Here is a 25,165-nt window from a genome sequence, read left to right as displayed (position 1 = left end):
ATCAGGCGCCCGAGTGCGCGGCGGTCAACTGCGAGGACTCCCCGTACGGGCCGGAAGGCCGCACGCGCGTGTGCGTCGTCGCGGGGAGCGCCCTCGACGACCGCCAGAGGCGGACGAAGGAGAGAACGGCCGCGGCGGCGAGCAGACCGTTGCGGACGACCATCAGGGCGCAGCCCGTCCACGTGGAGTGGATGACGTCGACGTACAGGACGGGGAACTCGACGGAGCTGACCGCTGTCGCCGCCACGATCAGCGCGGCCACCGGGCGCTGTGTGGTGTGCCGCGAGGTCAGACAGACGGCGGCCAGGCCGAGCAGCCAGATCATGTACTGGGGGCTGATCACCCGGCTGGTCACGGTGAACAGCAGGACGGCGCTCAGTGCCGCGTCGTACGGCGTCGCCGCGGTCCAGCGGCGGGCCCGGATCCGCCACAGCAGCAGCAGTCCGAAGGCGACCGCCGTGAGCGCGAGGGAGGCGTCGGCGACGGCGGAGACGTACGGCCCCGTGAACTCCATCGCGCCGTACCGGTAGTGCACCTGGCCCGCCCAGCCGGCGTGGGTCGCCAGGCCGAGCACCGTGCCGCCGAACGACTCGATCTGGACGCCCCGGCCACCCTGTTGGCGCAAGAAGGCGAAAGGATTGTTGAACAAGGCCACGAGAGACATGAGCGACAAGGCCCCCGTCCCCACCGCCCACGACCACACCGACCGCGTCGTCCGCCCCCTCGGCATCCCCAGCAGCACCAGCGCCGGCCACACCTTCACCAGCGCGCCCAGCGCCGCGAACGCACCGCACGCACGCGTGGAGCGCGACAACGTCAACAGGGAGATGACGGCGAACGCCGTGACCTGCACGTCGTAGCGGACGAGGGGCATGTGCAGGAGGAGGGGGAGGGCGAGGATCCAGTACGCGGCGCCGCGCAGGCTGTGGCCGGGGCGGGTGCCCGCGCGGGCCAGTACCAGGGTGATCAGCGCGTCGGTCGCGAGGGTGAGGACGACGAACGCCTGGAAGTACGTCAGGTCCGGCAGCAGTGCGGGGGCCAGCAGGACCGGGCCGGCGCCCGGCGGGTACTGCCACAGGGGGTCGTGCGCCGGGAACGCGCCGTGCGACAGGACGCCGTACCAGTGGTGGTACAGGCGCCACACCTCCCGCGCGACCCCGCCCCGGCCGAGCAGGGGGAGGTCGTTGTACGCGAGGAGGAGCAGCATTCCCGCGCGGGTGGCGAGCCAGGCGAGGGCGAGGGCGAGGAGGCGGTGTCCGCGGGCGGCGTTCATCACGCCGGATCGTAAGCCGGGTGAATGCCGCAGGAATGCTAATACACCGTCAATCGTCGGTAAGAGCTTGCTAACAGTACAAAATCATCCAGGTGGACAGCCAAGGTGAGGGTGAGAACGGGCACGGACACGGGCGACGGACGCGTGCGGAGGTCGTGGCCGTGGCCGTGCCGGTGGCCGTCATGCTCGCGCTGGGGCTGTGGGGGCTCGACCGCGGCGGGATGTGGGGCGACGAGGGCGTCACGTTCCTGGTCGGGCGGCGCACGGTGCCGCAGATCTGGCATCTGCTGCACGGTGTCGACGCGGTGCACGGCCTGTACTACCTCCTCATGCACGCCGTCCTCGCCGTCCACCCCGGCGAGGTGGCCCTCCGGCTGCCGTCCGTGTGCGGCGCGGCGGCGACGGCGGGCCTGGTCGCGGCCCTCGGCACCCGCCTGGCCCGCCCCCGGGTCGGCCTCTGGGCCGGCCTCCTCTACGCGATCACCCCGCTGACCGGCCACTACGCCCAGGAGGGCCGCTCGTACACCCTCGTCGCGGCGGGTGTGGCCGGGGCGACGCTGCTGCTGGTGCGGGCGCTGGAGGGGCGGTCCTGGTGGGGCTACGGCGCTGTCCTCGCCGTGACCTTTCTGCTGCACGAGTTCGCGGTCCTGGTGCTCTGCGCGCACGCGCTCACGCTGGCGGCGGCGCGGGTGCGCGGGGCGGTATGGCTCGGCTGGGGCCGTGCGGCGGGCGCGGCGGTGGGCGTCCTGTTGCCGCTGGCGTGGGTGTCCCAGCGGCAGTCGGCGCAGGTGGCGTGGCTACGGATGCCGGACTGGGACACGACGGAACGCCTGGCCCGCGGCTTCCTCGCGGTCACCCCGACCGGCGTCGTCTTCTGGACCTCGGTCCTGCTGATCCTGATCGGACTCGGCGCCGGCCGGCTCACGTCGGTCGCGCTGCCCTTGCTGTTGGTGCCGCCGGTGATCCTGCTGACCGTGTCGCAGTTCCGGCCGCTGTTCCATGAGCGGTACGTGCTGTACGCGCTGGCGGGGGCGCCGTTGCTGCTGGCGGCGGGGGCGGACCGGGTGGTGGGGATGGCGGGGCGGCTGTGGCTGGAGGGTCACGGTGTCCCGAGCGGCCGTCGCACGGCAGCCGACCGTGCGGCGGCCCACGCGGGGAGTCGCCGTGAGTTGGTCGGCGCGCTGAGCGGGGGCGGTCGTGGGCCGGGAGCCGAGCGTATGGCTGGGGCCGGGGAGGAAGCCTGGGCTGGAGCAGGAGAGGCAGCCTGGGCTGGGGCTGGGGCTGGGGCTGGGGCCGGGGCTGGGGCTGGAGCTGGAGCGGGAGTCGGGGGCAGAGCCGGGGCCGGAGTCGGAGCGGGTGTTGGAGCCGGGGCTGGGGCCGGGGCCAGGGCTGGAGCTGGAGTCGGAGCAGGAGCAGGAGCAGGAGCGGGAGTCGGGGCAGGGACCGGAGCGGGAGCCGGAGCCGGAGTGGAAGCCGGGGCCAGAGCGGGAGCGGGAGTCGGAGTGGAAGTCGGGGCCAGAGCGGGAGTCGGAGTCGCAGCGGGAGCCGGGGCCGGAGCCCGCCCCGCAAGTCCCCCGCCCCTGAGCACAGTTGACCGCTCGACCCCCCTACCGCCCACCGTTCCCCGCCGCCCCCCGACCAGCCGCCGCCCACCCCACCGCACCGGTCTCGCCACTCGCACCCGTCTTGCCATCCGCACCCGTCTCGCCATCCGCACCGGTCTCACCCCCCGCACCCCCCTCCCCACCCGCGCCCACCTCGTCACGCTCGCCGGTGTCCTCGCCGTAGCCGTCCCCTTCCTCCACAACCTCCCCGCCTACCGGAACGACCACTCCGCCGCCCGCCGCCCCGAGAATCTCGCCGCCGTCGCAGCCCTCGCCGGGCGTGAACTCAGGCCTGGCGACCCCGTGTTGTTCCTGCCGTCGTTCTGGCGGGTGACGGCGCTGGCGTACCCGGGGCCGTTCGTCGGGCCCTGGGACCTGGCGCTCCGGGAGTCGGGGGCGAGGTCCGGGACGCTCAGCGGGCGTGAGGTGGGTCCGGCGGATTTGCGGGCGCGGCTCGCCGGTGTGGACCGGGTCTGGATCGTCGCGCAGTCGAATCTGCTGCCGTCCCGCTGGGCTCCCGGCGACCCGACCGACCGGGTCAAACTCGACGTGGTGGACGGGGAGTTCGCGCGCCGGCGGGAGTACGCGGGCGGCCGGGTGAAGCTGGCCCTCTACATCCGCCGCATGCCCCCACAAGCGATGCAGCCGACGAAACCAACGAAACCAACGAAACCGATGAACCCGGCGTCTACGCCTGCTCCAACGTCGCCGCGTCCAACGCCCCCGTGAGCTGGTCGAGTTGCCCCCGCAGCGCCCGGATCGCGTCGATGTCGAAACCGGTCGCGCCCAGAATGCGGCGCGGCACCTCGACGGCGCGCTCGCGCAGCGCGACGCCCTCGTCGGTGAGCCGGACCTCCACCGAGCGCTCGTCGCGGGCGCTGCGCTCACGCCGTACCAGACCGGCCGTCTCCAGCCGCTTGAGCAGCGGGGACAGCGTGCCGGAGTCGAGCCGCAGGTGTTCGCCGAGCTTCTTGACGGGCAGCTCGCCGTGCTCCCACAGCACCAGCATCACCAGGTACTGCGGATAGGTGAGCCCGAGATCCTTGAGCAGCACCCGGTACACGCCGCCGAAGGCGCGTGACGCGGCGTTCAGGGAGAAGCAGATCTGCTGGTCGAGGCGGAGCCAGTCGCTGGTTGGAGTGTCGGCGGGAGTGGTGGTCATGTCTCCAGGATAGCGCGAGCGGGCCATTTAGTTGTGTGCAATTTAATTGTGTGCTCTACTTATCTCCGTGAGGCGGTCCGGACACCCGGACCGGCCCCCACCCCACCAAGACTTCCGAGAGGGATGGTTTCCAATGGACGCGATCTACACCGCCGTAGCCACCGCCACCCACGGCCGTGACGGCCGCGCGGTCAGCAACGACGGCAAGATCGACCTTCAGCTCGGCATTCCGGTAGAGATGGGCGGCAACGGCCAGGGCACCAACCCTGAGCAGCTCTTCGCCGCCGGTTACGCCGCCTGTTTCGGCAGCGCCCTCGGCCTCGTCGGCCGGCAGGCGAAGGTCGACGTCACCGACGCGGCCGTGACCGCCGAGGTCGGCATCGGCAAGCAGGGCGAGGGCTTCGGCCTCAAGGTGACCCTGCGCGTCGAGCTCCCCGACACCGTGGACGAGGCCACCGGCCGCAAGCTGGTCGAGACCGCCCACCAGGTCTGCCCCTACTCGAACGCGACCCGCGGCAACATCGAGGTCGACCTCGTCATCGAGTAGGCACATCGAGTAGTCGCATCACATACGACGCTTCTACGACCCCGGCGACGAGCGCTGATCACCTCGTCGCCGGGGTCGCCCGCGTCACCTCACGGGCTGGGCCCGTTCCCCGAGCCCCTGCCCCGGCACCGCAACGGCCGCGACCGCCTTCCCCCGCACCACGTTCTCCAGCAGCAACGGCACCCCCACCACCGGCAGCAGCCACACCAGCACGATCAACCGCCCGCCCCACACGCTGATGTCCGGATGCGCGGCCTGCGTGAGAATCCCCGTGAACGCGGCCCCGACCAGGAACACCCCGAACGCCGGCCGCCGCGACGCACCCCACGCCCCGGCGCCGAGCGCCGCCGCGAGCACCGGCTGCCACAGTTGCTGCCGGGTCCACTCCAGCCAGAAGTTCGCCTCCAGGTGCAGGAATTCGGGCCACAGCCGGGCGCGGTCGGGCCGCGCGTAGTGATCGGTGAGCAGATCCTGGAGGCTGTCGGTCTGCGACGGATAGTGCAGCAGACTCGCCAACAACAGCGTGCCTACGGCGGCCGCCGCGCCGAGTGCCGCGACCGCGACCACCGCCCGCTGCCGGCGCCGCCGCTGCCGTACGGCGACCAGCGCCCCCGCGCCGGCCAGGCACAGCCCGAGGAACAGGGCCTGCGAGTGCTTGACGGTGAAGAGGAGGAGCAGGGACCCGCCGACCAGGGCGAGCCCGGCGCGCGCCCGGCGCCCTTGCAGCACCAGCGCGCAACCCCACACGGCCGCCAGCGTCAGGGCCGTCATCAGCCCCTCGGCCATCGGACGCATCGCGGTCGTCCCGCACGGCAGGACGTAGTAGAGGGCCTGCCCGGTCAGCGCGAGCGGCACCGACACCGACAGCGTGCGCAGGATCAGGAAGACGAGGATCCCGCCCGCGACGGTGAGGACGACACTCGCCGACCACAGCCCCCAGACCGGACCGAGCAGGGTCACGAACGGCACCAGGAACACCGGGTATCCGGGCCGCACTTCGAAGATCCGCATGAACCGCTCGGGCATGAACGGCGTGATGAACCCGCCGCTGTACCCGGCCCGCACCTGCGCGTTCACCGCCCGCCACTGCGCGGCCCGGCACTTCTTCGCGACCCGCGCGGCGGGGTCCTTGCCGTGGAAGTTCAGCACGTTCACGCTCTGGTCGCGCCGCGCGGTCGCCCCGTTGCTCGCGCAGGCGTAGTCGATGGCGACGGCCGCCGCCTCGTGCCTGCTCTCACCGCGCAGACTCAGCGCGTACGACAGGTAGTTCTTGGTGTCGGGAGTGGCCCGCCCGGTGACATTGGCGAGTTGGAGCACCGCGAACACGGCGGCCAGCACCAGCACCCAGGTACGCGGCCTCATGAGGACGCCAACTGGTCGTGCCCGGCGGCCGGATTGGGGACCCGCGCGCCGGCTCCGTCCCGCGGCTGCCGGTCGACCTCACCCAGCAACAGCGTCCGTACGACCCGCTCGGCGGCCCGCCCGTCGTCGAACTCGCAGTACCGCGACCGGAATTCGCCCCGCAGCCGCGCCGAGTCCTCGTCCCGCCAGGCGCCCGACGCGAACAGCCACGCCAACTCCCGGTAGGAGCCCGACACATGACCCGGTGGCGCGGCGGTCACGTCGAAGTAGGTGCCCCGGCTCGCCGCGTACGCCTCCCGGTCGTCGGCGTGCAGCACGATCGGCCGGTCGAGGTTGGCGTAGTCGAACATCAGGGCCGAGTAGTCGGTGACCAGCGCGTCGGACGCCACCATGACGTCCTCCACGGAGGGTTCGTCGGTCGCGTCGACAAGAACACCCCGCCGGTGCAGGTCCGCGAGACCCATGCCGCGCGCGGGCCCGGTCGCGAGGGACGGATGCAGGCGTACGACGAGGGTGTGCTCCGGGCCGAGATCCTCGGCGAACCGGGCCAGGTCCAGCCGGTCGACGTGCCCACCCCGGACGTACTCACGGCGGGTCGGCGCGTACAGCACGACCGTGTGCCCGTCGGGGATACCGAGCCGCGCGCGAACGGCCTTACCCGCCTCGGCAGTTGTACCGACGAGCACGTCGTTGCGCGGGCTGCCGGTCCGCGCCGAAGCGAAGTGGCACGGGTACGCCCGCTCCCACACCAGTTCCGAGTGCCGGTTGGCGACCAGGCTGTGGTCCCAGCGGTCGGCGCGGCGCAGCATCTGCGGCACGTCGACGCCGTACCGGGCGCCGGGCTTGTCCAGCAGGTCGGCCGCCATGTACTTGAGCGGGGTGCCCTGATGGGTGTGGATGTGGACGCTGCCGGGGCGCTTGGCGAGGGTGCCGGGCCAGTTGACGTTGTTGACGAAGTACTTGGCGCGCGCGGTGACTCGGCGATACCGCAGGGTGTCGAGGAGAACGTGCTCGACGCCCGGCGGCAGGAGCGCGGCCTGCTCCGCGTCCTGTACGACCCACACGCCCCGGAGCTGTGGCGCGATCTCCTTCGCCTTGTAGTAGACGGCGGCCGGGTCACCGAGGACCCCGCGGTGCGAAAAGGCCGAGTACACAACGAGGTTGGGGTCGAGCGAGCGACGGGCGTGCAGCGCGGCCCAACTGCCCTTGACCCGTCCGGCCGCCGACTTGCGTGCTTGCAGAGCCCGCCGTTCGAGCTGCCGTGCGGCCCCGCTCGCCTGTCGCCCGGCCCGGTACCGCGCGTAACTCCCTTCCAGGACACGGACGTCGGCGTCCACCCTCTCGCCCGCCGGCTTGTGCTTGGCGAACAGCTCGGCCGTACGGCGGAAGAACTCGGCCTTGTCGGACGGGGGCAGCCGGTCCGGCTTGCCGAGGATGTCGAGACAGTGCTCGGCCATCTTGCGGTGCAGATACGGGCGCCAACTCGCCAGCTCCGGGCGGGAGTCGACGAACGCGAAGACCCGCTCGTACTGGTCGTGGATGTCGAAGTGCTTACGGCTGGTGGTGGACAGGATGTTGCCCTGCCGCCGCTGCCGGTAGTTCAGGCAGATCCGGTCGAGGGTGGCGATCCGCTCGGCGCTGAGCAGCACCGGGAAGGTCCAGGGCGTGTCCTCGTAGTAGCCCGGCGGGAACTCGAAGGCGTGCTTGTGCACGAACTCCCGGCGGTACACCTTGTTCCACACGACCATCAACAGGTCGAGGATCTCCGGGTGTTCGGCGACCGTGAAGGTGTCGTCGACCTCCGTCAGGACGTGCGCGAGGACGTTGCGGCGGGTGCCGCCCCACCAGTAGGTGCGCGCGTAGTCGAAGACCAGGACGTCCGGGTCGCCGCTCGCGTCGAGCCGGTCGGCCATCGCGCGCAGGGCACCCGGGGTGAGGGTGTCGTCGCTGTCGAGGAAGAACAGGAAGTCGCCGGTGGCCAGGGGCATTCCGGCGTTGCGGGCGCGCCCGAGGCCGACGTTCTCCGGCAGGTGCAGCACCTGTACGCGCGGATCGCGGGCCGCGTACTCGTCGAGGATCGCGCCGCACCCGTCCGGCGAGCAGTCGTTCACGGCGATCACCTCGATGTCCCGGTAGGACTGCTCCAGAACCGAGTCGAGGCACTCGCGCAGAAAGCCCTGCACCTTGAAGACGGGGACGATGACGCTGAAGCGGGGCACTTCGGGTTCAGCTCCTTACGAGGGTGGCGGCGGGGGCCGGGACGCGCTCCGCGAGCGGGATCACGGGCGGGATCGCCTCCGGCGGCTCACCGAGGAACACCCGGCGTACGACCCGCTCGGCGGCCAGCCCGTCGTCGAACTCGCAGAACCGGGACCGGAATTCGGCCCGCAGGGCCTTGGACTCCGCACCCGCGTACGAGCCGTCGCGGAACACCTGCGCCAGCTCCTCGGGCGTCCGCGCGACCGGTCCCGGCGGCGCCTCCATGAGGTCGAAGTAGACGCCCCGCGTCTCCCGGTAGACGTCCCAGTCGTCGGCGTACACGACGATCGGCCGGTCGAGGTTGGCGTAGTCGAACATGATCGACGAGTAGTCCGTGACCAGCGCGTCGGCGGCCAGGCACACGTCCTCGGAGGAGCGGTGCCCGGTCACGTCGATGATCCGGCCGCTGCTCTTCGCCCGGCCCTGGTCGTAGAAGTAGTGGGCGCGCAGCAGCACGACGACGTCCTCACCGGCCGCCGCGCAGAACGCCTCCAGGTCGAGGCCGGTGTCGAAACCGGTCTGGTAGTCGCGGTGGGTCGGCGCGTACAGGACGGCCGTCTTGCCCTCCGGGACACCCAACTCCCGCCGCACACGCGCCACTTCGTCGGCCGTCGCCGTGCAGTACACGTCGTTGCGCGGATAGCCGTACTCCAACGCCTCGTAGGAACCCGGGAAGGCGCGCTCCCACATCTGGGTGGAGTGTCGGTTGGAGGAGATGTTGTAGTCCCAACGGTCCACCCGGCCCAGCAACTTGGCGAAGCTGCCGGTCGCGGCGGCCACCACCGGGTACGTCGACTGGTCGACGCCCATCTTCTTCAGCGGCGTCCCGTGCTGCGTCTGGACGTGCACACTGCCGGGCCGCTTGACGACGCCCTCCGCGAAGTTGGCGTTGTTCACCAGGTACTTGGCCCGCGCCAGCACCTCCCAGTACGTCCGGCTGCCGATCACGGCGTGCTCGACGCCCTTCGGTACGGCGTCCACCGCGTCCGGCTCCACCAGGAACACCGAGCGGATGTGCGGGGCGAGTTCGGCGGCCTTGGCGTGGATCGCGGCCGGGCTGCACGCGTAGCCCCGGCCCCAATAGGCGCAGTAGACGGCCAGGTCGGGGTCGAGCGGGCGGCGCAGGTCGCGGGCGTAGCGCAGGCGGGTGCGGAGCATCCGGGGGCGGGGGACCCGCTCCGCCGCCGCCTCCGCCGACCGGTTGGCGCCGCGCAGTGCCCGGAACGCCGAGTACGCGCCCGACGCCAGCAGCCGGTGCTGAACTCCCAGACTCCCGCCCGGCGTACGGAATCCGGCGGGCCGGTGTGTGCGGTACAGCCGCCCCGCCCGGCGGAAGAAGGCGCGGCGCCCGGAGGGCAGGCGCTCGGGACGCGAGGCCGTCTTCAGCACCATCGCGAAGAGCTGCTCGAACAGGGCGCCGGACAGAGCGCTCTCGGCGGCCCGCGTCAGCACCAGGTCGACCTGGTCGAGGAGTTGGTGATGGTGCGCGCCCGGCAGGTTGAGCCGGCTGCCCTGCCGCCGCAGCAGATGCCGTACGACGACCGAGCGCAGCACCGCCACCCGCTCGGCGGCGACGGTGACCGCGCCGCCCCAGCCGAGGTCGGTGAACGGGCCCTCGGGGAAGGTGAGTTGGTGGTCGGTGAGGAAGGCGCGGCGGTAGGCCGCACTCCATGCCGGGAGCTGTACGCCGGTCAACTGCGGTGCCTGGGCGGGGGAGAAGGCGCCGGCCGGGGTCTTCGCCAGCAGCGGGGCCGCCGGGTTGGTGGGCTCGCCCTCCCACCACGGGGTGCGCTCGTGCTCGAAGTACAGGGCGTCGACGTCACCGGTCTCCGTCAGCCGGGCGTCCAGCGCGGCCAGTGCCCCCGGGGCGAGGGTGTCGTCGCCGTCCAGGAACAGGACGTAGGCGCCGGTCGCCGCCCGCAGGCCGGTGTTGCGGGCCCCGCCAAGCCCCGCGGACGGTGGGGAGTTGACCGGCGCCACCCGCGAGTCCCGCCCGGCGTGACCGGCGGCGACGTCGGCGGCCGGGGAGCCGGGGGCGTCGCAGACCGGGATCAGCTCGAAGTCGCCGTAGGACTGCGCGAGGACCGAGTCCAGGGCCAGGGCCAGTCGGCCGGCGACCCCGTGGGACGGGACGATGATGCTGAAGCGGGGCATTCTGTTCTTTCTCCAGTGGGCCGGAGGGGTCCGGGTCAGTGCGCGCGGTGGCCGGGGCGCCCGGTCGGACGCCAGGTCGTCGGCCGGGTCGGCGTGGGCCGCGAGGGGCTTGAGGGCATGTGAACTCCCTTGTGTGGGAACGGCGTTCAGAGTCGGTCGGTGACGGGCCGGGACGCCGTGGGCTGCGGCACGGTGGCGAGCGGGGAGTGCGTACGGCTCGCGGCGGCCGACGGGACCGGGTGGCGGTCGGCGAGCGGGACGACCGGCGGGAGGTCTCTCTCGCCCAACACCACGTGCCGTACGACCCGTTCGGCGGCGCGGCCGTCGTCGTAGGGGCAGAAGCGTTCGCGGAACGCGGTGCGCAGTTGGGCCGAGCGGGAGCCGCGCCAGTGGTCGGTCGCGAAGATGTCGATCAGTTCGTCCTCGCTGCGCGCGACCGCGCCCGGCGGGAAGGCCCGCAGGTCGAAGTAGGTGCCGCGGGCCGCCTCGTAGGCCTCCCAGTCGTCGGCGTGGATGACGATCGGGCGGTCGAGGTTGGCGTAGTCGAACATCAGGGACGAGTAGTCGGTGACCAGCGCGTCCGAGGCCAGGCAGAGGGATTCGACGCTGGGGTGGTCGGTGACGTCGATGATCCGGCCGGACGCGGCGGCGGCGAGGGGGCCCTCGTGCCAGTAGTGGGCGCGGGCCAGCACGACGAAGCGCGGGCCGAGGCGGCGCAGCACGCGGTCGAGGTCGAGGTGGGCGCGCTGGACGCGGCGGTAGTCGCGGTGGGTCGGCGCGTAGAGGAGCGCGATCGCGTCCCGCGGGATGCCGAGCGACTCGCGCAGGCGGTGCACGTCGGCCGAAGTCGCCTGCTGGAACACGTCGTTGCGGGGATAGCCGTAGGCGAGCGTGGTGTAGCTGCCGGGGTAGACCCGTTCCCAGGTCAGGGTGGTGTGGCGGTTGGGGGACAGGACGTGGTCCCACTTGTCGACGCCCTTGAGGAGTTCGCCGAAGTCCATGTCCCGTGCGGCGGCCGGGCGTTCCTGGAGGTCGAGGCCCATGTGCTTGAGCGGGGTGCCGTGTTGGGTCTGGATGAGCACCTGGCCAGGGCGCTTGACCAGCCGGCGGTCGAAGTTGACGTTGTTCACCAGGTACTTGGAGCGCGCCAGCGCGGTCCAGTAGGAGACCGTGTTCGGGCGCAGCCTGCGGGTGGCGGCCGGGATCGTGTGGTGGTGCTCGGGGCGGGCGATCCACGCCGTGCGGATGTGCGGGGCGTGGGTGCGGAACGCGGTCTCCAGCGCGCCCGGGTTGCAACTGTGGCCGCGTCCCCAGTAGGCGGCGAACACCGCGCGATCCCGGAGCGGGAGCCGGAGTTGGAGGCGGTAGTGGAGCTGGAGGACCGCCGCTCTGAGGTTGCGCAGGAGCTTGGCGGTGAGCTTGACCGCCCGGCGCCGCCAGCTCATCGCCTGCTGCACGGCCCGGAACGTGCGGTGCACGCCGAAGTGCACGAACGCGTGGCGCAGCCGGGTGCGCAGCGGCACCGGGGTGCCGGGGATGCGGTAACGCCGGTAGTGCGCACGGGCCTTGCGCAGGAACTCGGCGCGGGTGCCGCGCGGCAGCCGGTCCGGCTTGGTGAACACCGTCGCCAGGTGGTCGACCATGCGGCGGAACAACACCGGCCGCCACTCGGCGAGTTCGGGGCGCGCGTCGACGAACGCGAAGACCCGGTCGTACTGGTCGAAGACGTCGAAGTGCTTACGGCTGGTGGTGCCGAGGATGTTGCCCTGGCGGCGCTGGCGGTAGTGGACGCAGACCCGGTCGAGGGTCGCGATCGTCTCCGCCGCCATCAGCACGGGGTAGGTCCACGGGGTGTCCTCGTAGTAGCCGGGCGGGAAGGCGAAGCCCTCGCGCTCGACGAACTCCCGCCGGTAGGCCTTGTTCCAGGCGACCATGATGACCCGGAGGAGCCCCGGGCGGTCCTCCAGCCGGAAGGGCGCCGGGCCCTGTTCGGTCAACTGGGCGGCGACCTTGTTGCGTTGGGCCTCGCCCGACCAGAAGGTGCGCGCGTAGTCGAAGACGAGGACGTCCGGCTCGCCGGTCTCCTTGAGCCGGTCGGCGATCGAGCGCAGCGCGTCGGGCGTGAGCGTGTCGTCGCTGTCGAGGAACACGAGATAGTCGCCGGTGGCCTGTGCCAGACCGGCGTTGCGGGCGCGGCCGAGGCCTTGGTTCTCGGAGAGGTGGACGGCGCGTACGCGGGCGTCGCGGGCCGCGAACTCGTCGATGATCGCGCCGCAGGCGTCCGGCGAGCAGTCGTCGACCGCGATCAACTCCAGATCGGGATACGACTGGGAGAGCACCGATTCCAGGCATTCGTGCAGGTACGCCTGGACCTTGTACGCGGGGACAATGACACTGAACCTGGGCAAGGGACATCCATGGGTCGGTCGGCGCGGGCGTTCTGCCCGGGAACGGCCGATGGAGTGACTTGGTTACGGCGCGTACGGCATACGGGGGATCCCCGGTGAACGGGAAAAGGCGGGCCGGTGACGGCCCGCCTCCCGAAATGCGCCTGCTTTGTTGCTATTTGTGGGCTATTTGACCGCGCCCGCCATCACGCCGGACACGAACTGCCGCTGGAACGCGAAGAACACGGCCAGCGGGATCACCATGGAGATGAACGCACCGGGTGCCAGCACGTCGATGTTGTTGCCGAACTGGCGTACCTGGGTCTGGAGTGCGACCGTGATCGGCTGCGTGCTGGATTTGGTGAAGACCAGCGCGACCAGCATGTCGTTCCACACCCACAGGAACTGGAAGATGCCCAGGCTCGCGATCGCGGGCCCGCCGAGCGGCATCACCACCCGTGCGAACAGCCGGAGTTCACCGGCGCCGTCGAGACGCGCCGCCTCCAGGAGTTCGCGCGGGATCTCCGCGAAGAAGTTCCGGAGCAGGAACACCGCGAACGGCAGCCCGTAGCCGACATGGAACAGGATCACCCCGAAGATGGTCCCGAACAGGCCCAGCTTGCCGAAGAGTTCGGCGATCGGGATCAGCGCGACCTGCACCGGCACGACCAACAGACTGACCACGCCCAGGAACCACCAGTCGCGGCCCGGGAACTCCATCCACGCGAACGCGTAGCCCGCGAGCGAGCCGATCACCACGACCAGGATCGTCGCCGGAACGGTGATCAGGACGGTGTTCCACAGCGAGTTGGTGATGTCGCTGTTCTCCAGCAGCGTTTTGTAGCTGTGGAAGGTGAGTTGGGACGGCTGGCTGAAGACCTTCCACCAGCCGCTCGCGCTCATGTCCTCCGGCGAGCGCAGCGAGGACAGCAGCAGCCCGATCGTCGGCACCAGCCAGAACAGCCCGACGACGATCAGGAACACCCGGACGAGCCCCCCGCTCGCCGCCGCCGCGAGCCGCCCACCGAGCGACTCCCGCGCCTTGACGGTCTCAACAGGCCCTGCTGTGCCCAGAGTTCCGGCATCCGTGGTCATCGCCGCACCTCCCGCCGCAGTCGACGGACATTGAAGAGCATCACCGGGATCACCAGCAGCAGCAGGAACACCGAGATCGCGCTGGCCACACCCGGCTGGTCCTCCGAGAAGCCCTTCCGGTACAGCTCCAGGGCCAGCACGTTGGCGTCGTCCTGCGAGGAGCCCGGGGCGATGATGAAGACCAGGTCGAAGATCTTCAGCACATTGATCATCAGCGTGACGGCGACGACCGCGAGCACCGGCGCCAGCAGCGGCACCGTGACCCGCCGGAACACCTGCCACTCGTTGGCACCGTCGACCCGCGCAGCCTCCAGCAACTCCCGTGGCACACCCGCGAGTCCGGCCGCGATCAGCACCATCGCGAACCCGGCCCACATCCACACGTACGACCCGATGATGGCCGGCGTCACCAACGACGGGCCCAGCCACTCCACTCCGTTGTACGGCGCCTTGAAGTTGCCTGCCGGGAGCCTGAGTTGGGCCCCGTCGGCCTTGGCGGGCAGCGTGAAGGTGCCGTCGCCTGCGGCCTTCGCCGAGGCGACCACCTTGCCGTCCTTGACCGCCTCGATGCGCATCCCGCCGTAGCCGAGCTCCGACGGGTCGACCCCGCCGAGCTTGCCGACGCCCTTGCCGCGGGTGAAGTCCTGCCAGGTCGTGCCGGTGATCTTCCCCGGCTCCGCCTTCGCCGCTGCGGCCTTCTTCGCGCCGTCGGGCATCTGGTCGGGGGCGACGCCGACCAGCGGGAGGACGACGGTCTGGCCCGTGTGGACCGTCGTACTGGTGATGAAGCCGCCGTGGTCCGCCTTCAGAGGCGACTCGCGGCCCGGGTGGGCGTTGGGGAACGCCGACGACGAGACGAACGTGTCGTGGACGCCGACCCAGACCGCGTTGGCGACGCCCTTGTGCGGGTCCTGGTCGTAGACGAGCCGGAAGATGATGCCGGCGGCCAGCATCGAGATCGCCATCGGCATGAAGACGACCAGCTTGAACGCCGTTCCCCAGCGCACCCGTTCGGTCAGTACCGCGAAGATCAGGCCGAGGGCGGTGGCGACCGTCGGCGCGAAGATCACCCAGATGACGTTGTTCTTCAGGGCGGTGCGGATGCCGTCGTCGGTGAACAGGGCTTTGTAGTTGTCGAATCCGGCGAAGCCGTCGCCGGCCCGGTTGCCGAAGCTGCGCACCAGCGAGTACCCGATCGGGTAGACCACGAGCGCGCCGAGCAGCACCAGGGCGGGCAGCAGGAACAGCACCGCCACGGTCCTGCGGGTGCCGGTCACGCTCTTGCGGTTGCGGGGAGGGACGGGGGCCCCGGGGGCCTCCGCCGCTGCCGATGCCATCGCCGGCTCAGCTCCCGCTCGCGTACGCCGCCGCCGCGTCCTTCTCCAACTGTGCCTGCGTGCCCGCGATATCGGTCGGGTTCTTCAGGAAGTCCTGGAGGTCCTTCCACTCGCCCTTGCCCGGGGTCCCGCCGAAGGACTGCGGGGCCTGGTCGGACATGTCGAAGCGGAAGTCGTCACCGGCCGCGATCAGCGCCTTGGCGATCGTCCGCTGCACCGCGTTCGGGTACGCCGAGTCCGGCACGTTCTTGTTGGGGGAGAGATAGCCGCCGAGCTTCGCCTGGATCGTTGCCGCGTCCGGTGAGGCGAGGAAAGTCGCCAGCGCCTGGGCGGCCTTGGAGTCCTTCAGGATGACGGCCGCGTCGCCGCCGGAGACCACGGGGGCGCTGGAGCCCACCGCCGGGAACGGGAACACCTTCGCGTCGGTGCCCACCTTCGCCTTCGTCTCACCGATGTTGACCTGCACGAAGTCGCCCTCGTAGACCATCGCGGACTTCGGCTGGTCGCCGCCGTTGAAGGTCTGGGTGACCGAGGCGGGGAACTCCGTCTGCAGCGCGCCGCTCTGACCGCCCGCGATATAGGCCTTCTTGCCCCAGATCTGGGCCAGCGTGGTCAGCGCCTCCTTCACGGAGGGGTCCGTCCACTTGATCTTGTGCTGGGCGAGTTCGTCGTACTTCTCCGGGCCCGCCTGCGACAGATAGATGTTCTCGAACCAGTCGGTGAGCGGCCAGCCGTCCGCGCCCGCGACCGAGAAGGGGGTGACCCCGGAGTCGTAGACCGTCTGCGCGGTGGTCAGCAACTCCTGCCAGGTCTTGGGCTCCTTGGCGCCCGCGTTCTCGAAGACCTTGGCGTTGTACCAGATCAGCGACTTGTTGGCGGCCTTGTAGTAGACGCCGTACTGCTTGCCGTCGACCTTGCCGATGTCCTGCCAGCCCTGCGAGTAGTTCTTCTGCAACTCCGCGATCGCGTCGGCTCCCAGGGGCTTGGCCCACTTCTTGTCGACGGCCTGTTTGATCGCGCCGGGCTGCGGGAGCATCGCGACGTCCGGCGGCTGGCCGCCCGCGATCTTCGAGCCGAGGAAGTTGATGATCGGGTCCTGCGCGGGCACGAAGGTGACCTTGGCACCCGTGCGCTTCTCGAACTCCGCGAGGACCGTCTTGAAGTTCTTCTGCTCGGCACCCGTCCACACGGCGGCCACTTCGAGGCTCGCGCCGTTCAGCTTGGGGAGGGTGACCGTGCCGGCGGTCGCCGAGGGACTGCTGGAGTTGCTGTCGTCGCTCTTGTCGCCGCCGCCTCCACAGGCCGTGAGCGAGAGCGCCAGTGCCCCCGCGGCGACAACCGCCGCTGTGCGTACGGTGGTACGTGTCCGGTGTGTGCTGCTCGTGCTGCGCATCACTGCCCCGTTCTTCGTTCCTCGTCGAACGCTCGAACGCTTCCGTGCGCACTGGTCTACGCCCGGTACTTGAACGCGGCAAGATGACGTCCACTGTCAAGTACGCGATCGTGATGGGGTCGTGACGTGGGGTTGTGTGGGCGACCTGTGAACGATCAGAGGAGCGACGGCACCTCCGCCGCCGACACCGAACGCGTCGCCCTTTCCAACGCGCTGGCCAGGAGCGCCAAGTCCGTGGGCCCGTTGCCCAGTTCGCGGACCGGGCGGCGGGCCGGGGGGTCGCCCATGCGCTGCCACTCCAGCGGCACGACCGTGGGCCGGAGCGTCGCCGTGCGCGGGATACGGCCCGTGACGCGGCCCCCCTGGAAGGGAGTGCTCCGGCCGTCCGCGAGGATCAACCGCCCACGCCCCGGCGCGGGTTCGTCCGGCCCCTGGGCCGTCGGGTCGAGGGTGACACGGAGCGTGGCATGCCGGGCGGGTTCCGCCTCGGACGTCCGCGCTTCCACGGCGGAGGCCGCCACCAGGTGCACGCCGAGCCGCTCGCCCTCGCGGGCCACCGCCTCCAGTGCGCGTATCACCGAACCGGCGGCGGGCCGGCCGGGCGAGCCGAGCGGCGGCTTCACCAGCGCGTCCAGGTCGTCCACCACCACGACCAGCCGGGGCAACGGCGGTGCCGCCTCGGTCTGTTGACGGGCCGCCGCCGACGGGCGCAGCCGGATCGTCGAACTGGACGGGCTCTCCAGATCCCCGGCACCGGACGTGCCGCGCTGGGCGATGATCCGCCCCGACACCTCGTGCCGGGAGTGCCACTCCACGAAGCCGACCCGGCCCAGCAACTCGGCCCGCCGCTTCAGCTCGGCGCTCAGGGACTGCGCGAACTCCCGCATACGGACAGGGTCGTTGGCCGTCAGATGGGTCGTCACATGCGGCACGTCCGTGCAGACCCGCAGGCCCTCGCCGTGACCGCCGCTCGCGCCCACGCTGTCCCGGCCGTCCATCAGCACGATGCCCAGCCGGTCGGGGCGCTCGGCGGCGGCGAGCGAGGCTACGACCGCGCGCAGCAACTCCGTACGGCCACTGCCGGGCGGGCCCTCGATCAGCAGATGGGGTCCCTCGGCGGCGAGGTCCACGGTGACCGGCCCGCGCGGTCCGGCGCCGAGCACCGCCCAGGCCCGGCCGCCGATCGCGTCCTTGTCGTCCCCCGCGTCCGCCCACCGCGTCAGCAGGGACGCCGGGGTGGCCCGGGCCAGCCCCAACTCGTCCAGCAGGCGCGCCGATGGGGGCAACGGCGCCGACACGCGCGTGTGCCGCTCGCCGCCGGGACCGTCCGCCCTCAGCGGTGCCAGCGCCCGCGCGAACCGCTCGGCCCACGCGAGCGAGACCGCGTCCATGGCGGCGGTGGTGCCGTGCCCGACCGGGCCGGGGCCGTCCGGAGCCGGCCGGGACGCCCCCGTACCGGCGTGCGAGACCCGCAGCAGCCGCAGAGCCGTGGCGACATCGCCGCTGAGCAGCGCGACCGCCCCGCACTCCCGGAAGGTCGGCGCCGCGGCGCACGCGGCCTCGTAGGTCGTCGTCACCGGCGACGAGGGCGAGGACGGGGCCGCCTCCGTCTCGGCGAGACAGACGACGTGAATACCGGCCCGGGGTCCGTCGTGCGCCAGCCGCGCCACCGCCTCGCGCACATCGGCCCCACCGGGATCACCGTCCACCACGAGCACGGTGTACGGCCCGACGAAGCCGTCCCCCGAACCGTCACCGTCGTCGGCGCGGGCCCAGGCGGGGCGGTGGGCGGCACCGCGGACCGGGTCGGCGGGCTCGGCGTCGGAAGGGCGCTGCCGGACGGCGCCCGAGGGGTCGGGGGTGCCGGACCGGTGGTGGTGGGCGTCGTCACTGGTGCTGTAAACGGTCGCCCCGCGCGGGTGCCGGTCCGCGGCCGTGTGCCGCGCGGTGGCTCCCGACTCGCCCTCCGCGGAGCCGAGTTGCGAGGAGGCGGCCGAGGGCGAGGACACCCCTGACTGCCCCTCCGACGAGCCGCGCTGTGCGCCGATGCCCGGAGTGCGGCGGCCGGAGGCGCCGGAGGCGATGATCGGCCGACCCGTGCCGTGCGTGTCGGCGGTGTGGTCCTCCAGGCGGCGCAGCAGCTCGTCGGTCCGGGCCGTCGCCTGTTCCCGGTCGTAGGCCAGCAGGAGCCGGCAGTCCTGGCCGTGCCCGGGGCGCAGATGCGGCAGCCAGCCGAGCCAGGACCACTCGGCGGTGCGCTCGGCCACCGGACGCGCGCGGTCCGTGCTGATCAGCACGATCTCCAGGGCGTCGGGGGAGTGCAGCGCGGCGAGCTGGGCCACCACCGCGCGGGCCAGCCCGGACAGCCGCGCGCGCGGACCGGCCAGGCCCAGCGCGCCGACCTCACGGAGCCCGGAGGTCACCGGCACCGCGGACAGCAGCGCCGAGCCGTCCGGTGTCGGCCGGTCCGCCGTGCCGAGCCGCACGGTGAGCGCCTCGGGGTGACCGGGGGCGCGCTCCCACAGGCGGGGGCCCGGGCCCAGCGCGGTGAGCAGCAGGGCCGCCGGATCGGGCCAGGTGTCCGGCTGCTGGAGGACGACGGGCGAGGACGGCACGCTCTCGTCGGCGCCCTCCTCGCCGTGGGAGCCGTAGGAGTCGTAGCCGTCGTACGAAGAGCCGTACGACGCCTCGGGGTCCTCGGCCGTCGGCTCGCCGCGGCCGCCCGTCAGGCGGCGCGCCCACTTGCCGATGCCACCGCGCCTGCGCACGCCCTGCGGAACGTCGGTGCCCCGGAGCGGGGTGCCCTTCCGTCCGCCGTGGTCGCCGGAGCCGTCGTCGGCGGGGATGCGGGAGGTCGTCGTACGCGCCGAGAACGCGTCCTCGGCGGCCCCGTCGGGCAGGGGCTCGCCGAACACCCCGAAGCGGCCGGCGTGGGTGTCCCCGCCGTCCTGGACGACGCGGTGCTCGATGCTCGGGGCGCCGCCCTGGCCCGGCACCACGAGCGGTTCGCTGCCCGGGGTGGCCGGGGTGCCGGGGGACACGCGCACGTGGCCCTCGCCGTCGGGGGCGGTCTCGGCCCGCGCTCCCGGACCGCCGGACGGGGTCAGCCGCAGGGCCGACTCGCCGACGCGCAGCAGCGCGCCCGGGGCGAAGCGCACCGGGCGGGTGCCCACGCGCGTGCCCGCCAGTGTCGTGCCGTTCGTCGAGCCCAGGTCGGCGACCGAGACCCGGCCCCCGGGGTCGACCGTCACCGCGCAGTGCAGCCGGGACACGTCCGGGTCGTCGAGCGGGACATCGGCGTCGGCGGAGCGGCCGATGTGGATCTGGCCGCCGTGCAGGAGGTGCACCCCGCCCGCGTCCGGGCCCGCGACCACATGGAGCTGGGTCGGGGCGTCGTCCAGCTCGGGATGCGCCTCGGGCTCGGCGGGGGCGCCCAGGGACAGCACCGCGCCGTCCGTCAGCGGCGGCTCGCCCAGGGTGCAGCGCTGGGTGTCGAGGCGCTCCACGCCCGCGTACAGCACGATCGGGCCGCCGGACTCGCGGCTCCGCTCGGACTGCGACGCGACCGCCTCGGCGGAGACCGCCGAGGCCAGCGCGGACGCCACCGCGGCCAGGGCCGTGCCGGCGGGCGCGGTGACCAGCACATCGCAACTCGCGGAGCGGCCCCGCGGCTGCGCGGGCGGCCCCAGCGGGTCTACGACGGTCAGCCGGATCTGCATCGCCGTCAGCGGTCCCTTCTGCCCCGGCACGGAATATTCCCCCACCCCGCGCGAGCACATCGGCCAGTACTGCACGCATCCTCGCACCTGCCACTGACAACTCGCCCGGGGCCCGGCAGCAAGTGATCTTGATTGGTCAGCTCTGTCCCCAAAAGTGCCTGACCAGTGGTGCGCCGGTGATCGAGTGAGACCGGTCATGTCCGGCCTCGACGACCATTGGGGCAACCGGGAGACCGGGGTGAGCGTCTTTCCTTCGAACATGTACGGCGATGCTTACGTAGGTAGCCGCAAGAGGGGCGGCACTACAGTGGACCGGAACACAGGCAAGCAGCAGGGAGCGCAGACGTGCGGCCGGTAGGCAGCAAGTACCTCCTGGAGGAGCCGCTCGGACGCGGTGCCACGGGCACCGTCTGGCGGGCCCGCCAGCGGGAGACCGCGGGCGCCGAGGCGGCCGTCCAGGGCCAGCCCGGAGAGACCGTCGCGATCAAGGTCCTCAAGGAAGAACTCGCGAACGATCCCGACATCGTGATGCGGTTCCTGCGCGAGCGGTCGGTGCTGCTGCGCCTGACCCACCCGAACATCGTCCGGGTCCGCGACCTGGTCGTCGAGGGCGATCTCCTGGCGCTCGTCATGGATCTCGTCGAGGGCCCCGACCTGCACCACTACCTGCGCGAGAACGGCCCCTTCAGCCCCGTCGGCGCGGCCCTGCTCACCGCGCAGATCGCCGACGCGCTGGCCGCCAGCCACGCCGACGGCGTCGTCCACCGCGACCTGAAGCCGGCCAACGTCCTGCTCAAGCAGGGCGGCGGCCAGATGTACCCGCTGCTCACCGACTTCGGCATCGCCCGCCTCGCCGACTCCCCGGGCCTGACCCGCACGCAGGAATTCGTCGGCACGCCCGCGTACATCGCGCCGGAGTCCGCCGAGGGCCGCCCGCAGACCTCCGCCGTGGACATCTACGGCGCCGGCATCCTGCTGTACGAGCTGGTCACCGGCCATCCGCCGTTCTCCGGCGGCTCGGCCCTCGAAGTCCTCCACCAGCACCTGAGCGCCGAACCGCGCCGCCCCTCGACGGTCCCCGACCCCCTGTGGACGGTCATCGAGCGCTGCCTGCGCAAGAACCCGGACGAGCGGCCCAGCGCCGAGAACCTCGCCCGCGGCCTGCGCGTCGTCGCCGAGGGCGTCGGCGTGCACGCCAACTCCGCGCAGATCGCCGCCGCCGAGAACGTCGGCAGGCTGCTGGCCCCCGACCCCACGCCCGCCGCCGTACCGGGCGTGCCCGGCGCCGCGGACCCGACGCAGGTCCTGTCGCACCAGGCCGGCGCCTACGACCCGAACGCGGCGACCAGCGTCCTCCCGCACACCAGCGGCCCGGTGGGCGCCGCCGACCCCACCACCGTGATGCCGAACCGCGGCGCGGCCGACCCGACCACGGTCATGCCGCAGAACCCGTACGGCCAGCAGGGCCAACAGGGCGGGCAGAACCCGTCAGGCCCCGGCCCCGAGCAGCCGCACCCCTGGCAGAACCAGCTCCGCGCGGCCCGCGACCGCAACGAACAGACACAGTTCCAGCCCTACCTCGACCCGGGCGAGGACCCGCTGCGCCGCCGCCCCCAGCGCCAGGTCTCCCGCCCGCAGCAGCAGCCCCAGCAACAGCCCCGCCAGGCCGCACAGCAACGCCCGCAGCAGCGGCCCTCGCAGCGTCAGCAACCGCAGCAGCAGGGCGGCTACGGCCATCCGCAGCAGCAACAGCCGCAGCAGTACGCCCCGCCGCGCCCGCAGCCCCAGCGGCCGCAGGAGCCGGCGGCCCGTGAGCCCCGCCAGCCGCGGCAGCGCAGCGCCAACCCGATGAAGATCCCCGGCCTGGGCTGTCTGAAGGGCTGCCTCTTCACGATCGTCCTGCTGGTTCTCGCGGGCTGGCTGGTCTGGGAACTGACCCCGCTGCAGCACTGGATCGGCACGGGCAAGAGCTACTGGCAGGAGATCAGCGACACCGTCGGCACGGTGAGCGGCTGGGTCAAGGATCTGGGTTCGGCCGCGGGCAACTGACCCCCGAAAAGCCCAAGTCGGACGTTGTGTTGGTGATTTGTCGACACCCAGTGGGTGATTTCCGCCTCCGCGGTGAAGGTTGGCTCATCTGACGCGTAGTTTTAACGACAACACGCGTCTGGTAGGAGCAGCCTTGGCACGGAAGATCGGCAGCCGGTACACCGCCAACCAGATCCTGGGGCGGGGCAGCGCCGGCACGGTGTGGCTGGGTGAGGGGCCCGACGGGCCCGTCGCCGTCAAGCTGCTGCGCGAGGACCTCGCGTCCGACCAGGAACTCGTCGGCCGCTTCGTGCAGGAGCGCACCGCCCTGCTCGGCCTGGAGCACCCGAACATCGTGTCCGTACGGGACCTGGTCGTCGACGGCAACGACCTCGCCCTCGTCATGGACCTGGTCCGCGGCACCGACCTGCGCACCCGCCTCGACCGGGAACGCAGGCTCTCCCCCGAGGCGGCGGTCGCGATCGTCGCCGACATCGCGGACGGACTCGCGGCGGCCCACGCGGCCGGCGTCGTCCACCGGGACGTCAAGCCGGAGAACGTGCTCCTCGACATGCAGGGCCCGCTCGGCCCCGGCGGCGCGCACCCCGCGCTGCTGACGGACTTCGGGGTCGCCAAACTCATCGACTCCCCGCGCCGCACCCGCGCCACGAAGATCATCGGCACGCCGGACTACCTCGCCCCCGAGATCGTCGAGGGCCTGCCCCCGCGCGCGGCCGTCGACATCTACGCCCTGGCGACCGTCCTGTACGAACTCCTCGCCGGATTCACCCCGTTCGGCGGCGGCCACCCCGGTGCGGTGCTGCGACGCCATGTCACCGAGACCGTCGTACCGCTGCCCGGGATCCCCGACGAACTGTGGCAGCTCATGGTGCAGTGCCTGGCGAAGGCCCCGGCCTCCCGGCTGCGCGCCTCCGAACTCGCCGCCCGGCTGCGCGAACAACTGCCCCTGCTGGCCGGGATGCCCCCGCTGGACGTCGACGAGCCGGACACCGAGCCGGAGGAGGCGGAGCAGGAGGAGACCCCGGTGGCCGCGCCCGCGCGCAGCGAGCGGGTACGACGGGGCGCCGTACCGCTGGTGCCGGGCGCCAAGCCCGCCGACTCCAACCGGGACACCCACACGTCGATGCGCGTGCCCGCGCCGGACGAGCTGGCGGGCGGCCCGCGCGGTACGGCACGGGCCCCGCGTCCGGCGGGCGCCCCGCGTCCCGGTTCGGCCCGGCACCGGGCGGCGACCCGGCGCAGGCGGCTGACGCTGGCGGCGGCGGGAGTGGTGCTGGTCGCGGCGGTGGGGGTCGGCACGTGGGCGGCGACGTCCGGGGACGACTCCGGCACGAACGCCCCGGACACGAAGAACTCGGCACCGGCTTCGCCGTAAGGGTCCTTCGGTACTTTGCAGCCGGCCGAGTCGGGACAGGTACGGCGGTCTGGGGGCGGAGCCCCCAGGTACGCCCGCCCCGGCGCCGGGTGACCAGAGCCCCGTTACGGCCACGGCACTCCCCGCTTGGCGGAGCCGTTACGCTGGAGGCGTGGCAGTCGTCGATGTTTCCGAAGAGCTCAAGTCCCTCTCCTCGACCATGGAGTCGATCGAGGCCGTCCTGGACCTGGACACGCTGAGGGCAGATGTCGTCGTCCTCGAGGAGCAGGCGGCAGCGCCCTCCCTGTGGGACGACCCGGAGGCGGCGCAGAAGGTCACCAGCAAGCTGAGCCACCTCCAGGCCGAGATCCGCAAGACCGAGGCCCTTCGCGGCCGGATCGACGACCTCTCGGTCCTCTTCGAGATGGCCGAGGAGGAGGACGACCCGGACACCCGCGCCGAGGCGGAGAACGAGCTGACCGCCGTCAAGAAGGCGCTGGACGAGATGGAGGTCCGTACCCTCCTCTCCGGCGAGTACGACTCCCGCGAGGCCGTCGTCACCATCCGCGCCGAGGCCGGCGGCGTCGACGCCTCCGACTTCACCGAGAAGCTCCAGCGCATGTACCTGCGCTGGGCCGAGCGCCACGGCTACAAGACGGAGCTCTACGAGACGTCGTACGCCGAAGAGGCCGGCATCAAGTCGACCACCTTCGTCGTCCACGTGCCGTACGCCTACGGCACGCTCTCCGTCGAGCAGGGCACCCACCGGCTGGTGCGGATCTCGCCCTTCGACAACCAGGGGCGCCGCCAGACCTCCTTCGCCGGTGTCGAGATCCTGCCGGTCGTCGAGCAGACCGACCACATGGAGATCGACGAGTCCGAGCTGCGCGTCGACGTGTACCGGTCGTCGGGCCCCGGCGGCCAGGGCGTCAACACCACCGACTCCGCGGTCCGCCTGACCCACCTCCCCACCGGCATCGTCGTCTCCTGCCAGAACGAGCGCTCGCAGATCCAGAACAAGGCCAGCGCGATGAACGTGCTCCAGGCCAAGCTGCTGGAGCGCCGCCGCCAGGAGGAGCAGGCCCGGATGGACGCCCTCAAGGGCGACGGCGGCAACTCCTGGGGAAACCAGATGCGTTCGTACGTCCTGCACCCGTACCAGATGGTCAAGGACCTGCGCACGGAGTACGAAGTGGGCAACCCCGAGGCCGTGTTCAACGGCGAGATCGACGGCTTCCTGGAGGCCGGAATTCGCTGGCGCAAGCAGCAGGAGAAGTAACTCCGCACATTGCTTTGTCGACAAGGCAACTGCCGTCCACCGGGCGGCAGTTGCCTTTTGTTTTCCCGTCGTGCTCCACGATGTCCGGGTTTTACGTCACACTCACAGGTTCCATCCCCCAGCAAAGAACCCTTAGTTGGACATTGCGCTCGCAACGGCCTTGACGTTGCTGTGAAAAGTGGGAAAGGTGA

At 71.9% G+C, this 25,165-nt stretch carries 15 protein-coding genes; 5 read left to right on the top strand and 10 right to left on the bottom strand.

Annotation, left to right across the window (positions count from 1 at the left end; translation table 11 throughout):
* Position 1: 1 nt before the first annotated feature.
* Positions 2-1,273: a glycosyltransferase family 87 protein gene (locus OG223_RS21230; protein WP_329250856.1), complete on the bottom strand. Its 1,272-nt coding sequence runs from the start codon at positions 1,271-1,273 to the stop codon at positions 2-4.
* A 182-nt stretch (positions 1,274-1,455) separates the two neighbouring features.
* Between OG223_RS21230 and OG223_RS21225 the strand changes: the two genes are divergently transcribed.
* The gene (locus OG223_RS21225) at positions 1,456-3,606 is read left to right on the top strand and encodes a glycosyltransferase family 39 protein (protein ID WP_329265406.1); all 2,151 of its coding nucleotides are present in this window, start codon (positions 1,456-1,458) and stop codon (positions 3,604-3,606) included.
* Here OG223_RS21225 and OG223_RS21220 read toward each other — a convergent pair.
* A complete protein-coding gene (locus OG223_RS21220) occupies positions 3,566-4,039 on the bottom strand; it encodes a MarR family winged helix-turn-helix transcriptional regulator (RefSeq protein ID WP_329250853.1) in 474 nt (157 codons plus the stop codon). The genes OG223_RS21225 and OG223_RS21220 overlap by 41 nt on opposite strands.
* A gap of 133 nt (positions 4,040-4,172) precedes the next feature.
* On the opposite strand from OG223_RS21220, the gene OG223_RS21215 reads away from it, so the two are divergent.
* The gene (locus OG223_RS21215; RefSeq protein ID WP_019056748.1) at positions 4,173-4,586 is read left to right on the top strand and encodes an organic hydroperoxide resistance protein; all 414 of its coding nucleotides are present in this window, start codon (positions 4,173-4,175) and stop codon (positions 4,584-4,586) included.
* A gap of 84 nt (positions 4,587-4,670) precedes the next feature.
* Here OG223_RS21215 and OG223_RS21210 read toward each other — a convergent pair whose 3' ends face one another.
* The 8 genes from OG223_RS21210 to OG223_RS21175 form a co-directional block, all read right to left on the bottom strand.
* Positions 4,671-5,948, bottom strand: coding sequence for a hypothetical protein (locus tag OG223_RS21210; RefSeq protein ID WP_329250850.1), 1,278 nt, complete (start codon positions 5,946-5,948; stop codon positions 4,671-4,673).
* A complete protein-coding gene (locus tag OG223_RS21205; protein WP_329250847.1) occupies positions 5,945-8,167 on the bottom strand; it encodes a bifunctional glycosyltransferase/CDP-glycerol:glycerophosphate glycerophosphotransferase in 2,223 nt (740 codons plus the stop codon). The genes OG223_RS21210 and OG223_RS21205 overlap by 4 nt, the downstream gene beginning before the upstream one ends.
* A gap of 7 nt (positions 8,168-8,174) precedes the next feature.
* Positions 8,175-10,361, bottom strand: a complete 2,187-nt coding sequence (locus tag OG223_RS21200; protein WP_329250844.1) for a bifunctional glycosyltransferase/CDP-glycerol:glycerophosphate glycerophosphotransferase — start codon at positions 10,359-10,361, stop codon at positions 8,175-8,177.
* A gap of 146 nt (positions 10,362-10,507) precedes the next feature.
* Complete coding sequence (locus OG223_RS21195) at positions 10,508-12,769, bottom strand: bifunctional glycosyltransferase/CDP-glycerol:glycerophosphate glycerophosphotransferase (RefSeq protein ID WP_329250841.1); 2,262 nt, start codon at positions 12,767-12,769, stop codon at positions 10,508-10,510.
* 165 nt (positions 12,770-12,934) lie between these two features.
* A complete protein-coding gene (locus tag OG223_RS21190; protein ID WP_329250838.1) occupies positions 12,935-13,843 on the bottom strand; it encodes a carbohydrate ABC transporter permease in 909 nt (302 codons plus the stop codon).
* Positions 13,840-15,180 (bottom strand): carbohydrate ABC transporter permease, encoded by a 1,341-nt coding sequence (locus OG223_RS21185; RefSeq protein WP_329250835.1) that lies wholly within the window; start codon positions 15,178-15,180, stop codon positions 13,840-13,842. Before OG223_RS21185 ends, OG223_RS21190 begins: the two co-directional genes overlap by 4 nt.
* Positions 15,181-15,187: 7 nt before the next feature.
* Complete coding sequence (locus OG223_RS21180) at positions 15,188-16,573, bottom strand: ABC transporter substrate-binding protein (protein WP_329250833.1); 1,386 nt, start codon at positions 16,571-16,573, stop codon at positions 15,188-15,190.
* Positions 16,574-16,728: 155 nt separating this feature from the next.
* The gene (locus OG223_RS21175; RefSeq protein ID WP_329265404.1) at positions 16,729-20,292 is read right to left on the bottom strand and encodes an FHA domain-containing protein; all 3,564 of its coding nucleotides are present in this window, start codon (positions 20,290-20,292) and stop codon (positions 16,729-16,731) included.
* A 345-nt stretch (positions 20,293-20,637) separates the two neighbouring features.
* Here OG223_RS21175 and OG223_RS21170 point away from each other — a divergent pair, with 345 nt between their 5' ends.
* The 3 genes from OG223_RS21170 (at position 20,638) to prfB (ending at position 24,974) form a co-directional block, all read left to right on the top strand.
* Positions 20,638-22,341, top strand: coding sequence for a serine/threonine-protein kinase (locus OG223_RS21170; RefSeq protein WP_329250830.1), 1,704 nt, complete (start codon positions 20,638-20,640; stop codon positions 22,339-22,341).
* A 133-nt stretch (positions 22,342-22,474) separates the two neighbouring features.
* A complete protein-coding gene (locus OG223_RS21165) occupies positions 22,475-23,716 on the top strand; it encodes a serine/threonine-protein kinase (RefSeq protein ID WP_329250827.1) in 1,242 nt (413 codons plus the stop codon).
* A 151-nt stretch (positions 23,717-23,867) separates the two neighbouring features.
* Entirely contained in the window at positions 23,868-24,974 is a 1,107-nt protein-coding gene (gene prfB, locus OG223_RS21160; protein ID WP_329250825.1) for a peptide chain release factor 2, read from the top strand.
* Positions 24,975-25,165: the final 191 nt, after the last annotated feature.

Source organism: Streptomyces sp. NBC_01478, assembly GCF_036227225.1.
Taxonomy (GTDB): Bacteria; Actinomycetota; Actinomycetes; order Streptomycetales; family Streptomycetaceae; genus Streptomyces.
This window is presented reverse-complemented; position numbering and strand designations above follow the sequence as displayed.

Excerpts from the sequence above, each read along its gene's own strand:
- OG223_RS21230 (WP_329250856.1), bottom strand. The coding sequence starts at position 1,273 with ATGAACGCCGCCCGCGGACACCGCCTCCTCGCCCTCGCCCTCGCCTGG.
- OG223_RS21225 (WP_329265406.1), top strand. The coding sequence starts at position 1,456 with ATGCTCGCGCTGGGGCTGTGGGGGCTCGACCGCGGCGGGATGTGGGGC.
- OG223_RS21220 (WP_329250853.1), bottom strand. The coding sequence starts at position 4,039 with ATGACCACCACTCCCGCCGACACTCCAACCAGCGACTGGCTCCGCCTC.
- OG223_RS21215 (WP_019056748.1), top strand. The coding sequence starts at position 4,173 with ATGGACGCGATCTACACCGCCGTAGCCACCGCCACCCACGGCCGTGAC.
- OG223_RS21210 (WP_329250850.1), bottom strand. The coding sequence starts at position 5,948 with ATGAGGCCGCGTACCTGGGTGCTGGTGCTGGCCGCCGTGTTCGCGGTG.
- OG223_RS21200 (WP_329250844.1), bottom strand. The coding sequence starts at position 10,361 with ATGCCCCGCTTCAGCATCATCGTCCCGTCCCACGGGGTCGCCGGCCGA.
- OG223_RS21190 (WP_329250838.1), bottom strand. The coding sequence starts at position 13,843 with ATGACCACGGATGCCGGAACTCTGGGCACAGCAGGGCCTGTTGAGACC.
- OG223_RS21185 (WP_329250835.1), bottom strand. The coding sequence starts at position 15,180 with ATGGCATCGGCAGCGGCGGAGGCCCCCGGGGCCCCCGTCCCTCCCCGC.
- OG223_RS21180 (WP_329250833.1), bottom strand. The coding sequence starts at position 16,573 with ATGCGCAGCACGAGCAGCACACACCGGACACGTACCACCGTACGCACA.
- OG223_RS21175 (WP_329265404.1), bottom strand. The coding sequence starts at position 20,292 with ATGCAGATCCGGCTGACCGTCGTAGACCCGCTGGGGCCGCCCGCGCAG.